This is a genomic window from Acutalibacter sp. 1XD8-36 (assembly GCF_009917525.1).
Taxonomy (GTDB): domain Bacteria; phylum Bacillota; class Clostridia; order Oscillospirales; family Acutalibacteraceae; genus Acutalibacter.
Map to the genome: position 1 here is coordinate 1 of NZ_QZDU01000050.1, position 1372 is coordinate 1372.

At 51.6% G+C, this 1372-nt stretch carries 2 protein-coding genes; both read right to left on the reverse strand.

The genetic code is table 11. The features are described from left to right. Window positions 1-833, reverse strand: an 833-nt coding sequence (locus D5270_RS16430) for an NAD-dependent epimerase/dehydratase family protein (RefSeq protein ID WP_166545091.1), incomplete at its 3' end; no start/stop codon positions are given. Further along, the coding region (locus D5270_RS16435) for an IspD/TarI family cytidylyltransferase (RefSeq protein ID WP_166545092.1) at window positions 830-1372 on the reverse strand (543 nt) is incomplete at its 5' end. The genes D5270_RS16430 and D5270_RS16435, both read right to left, overlap by 4 nt.

Below are 1372 nucleotides of genomic sequence, written 5' to 3' on the forward strand. Positions count from 1 at the left end.
TGATAACCTCTGTCCGCAATATTATAGGCACTACCGGGCTCGCCCCTCTCCAACACCAGCAGCATCGCCGCCACTGCGTCCACTACATAACAGTGGGACCGCTCCCGCTTCCCATCACTTCTTAGGATGATATCCTTCCCATCCACAGCGCTCCAAATAAATTCTGCCACCGCCCGGCTGTCGCTTCTACTCATAGTCGGTCCAAACAGATGGCAGGGCCGCACAATCACCACATCAGTCCCATATTGGCTTACATAACTCTGACACAATACCTCAGCCGCGCGCTTCCCCTCAGGGTAGCATGAGCGTGGATCGCTCAGGTCCAGCGGTCCACAATAGTCCTCTGTAAAATCATCCTGATTCTCATTAGGTTGACCGTAAACTTCGCCAGACGACACAAACAAGAACCTCTCCATTCCATGTGTCAAGCCATATTTAAGTAGACTGTCTGTCCCAACCACATTTGCCATCAGCGTATCAACCGGATATTTCAACATGTTTACCGGGTCAGCATTACTGGCAGCGTGAATGATATAGTCGACCTGCTTAGGCATATTTTTAAGCGGTTGGCATACATCTTGGACTATGTAGGCGAATTCGTTGTCCTCAATATAGTCATGAAACCGCTCCCTCAGCTTCCGCTCAGTCCTGCCCAAAGCAATGACCGTGCATGACAGCTTCCGCTCACGGTTCCAGAGCATTATCGTGTCCACAATGCAGCTGCCGAGCATCCCCGAAGCGCCAGTTATCAGCACCGTTTTCCCGTTCAAAAACTCCAAGCCCTCAACAGCCCGCAACTGCGCAAGGTATTCCTGATTCTCTGTCAGCCTCATGCCTGCTCCTTTAACGCCAGAAGTGCCTTGAAAATCTTTAGGTCGTCCGGCGTGGTCAACTTGATGTTCGTCTCCGAGCCGATGGAGAAATGTATGGCTTCGCCAAGTTCAATCATCAATGTGCAGCTTGCAATGGAGTTTGTGATGCCTTGTTCTTTAGCTTTTCGATGTGCCTCGCACAGCTTATTCAGTGGAAAGGCCTGTGGAGTTTGAGTCAGCGCCAGCTTGTCACGGGGAACAACTTCCGATGAAGTCTGCTCTGTTGTCCTGCGCAGCGCCACAGTGTTGCACGGCACTATCGATATCGCTGAGCCGTGGCGCTTGCACTGTACAATGCAATCTGAGATTATCTCATGGGATACCATGGGCCGGATGGCGTCATGAACTAGGATAATATCATCCGGGCTGTATCTCTTCTCGGCTTCCTCCAGACCGTGACGGATGGACGCCTGGCCATTCTCCCCGCCGGACACTACCCATTCCAGTTTAGAAATCCTGTGCTGTCTGGCATACGCTCTCAATATATCGTGCCATCCGTC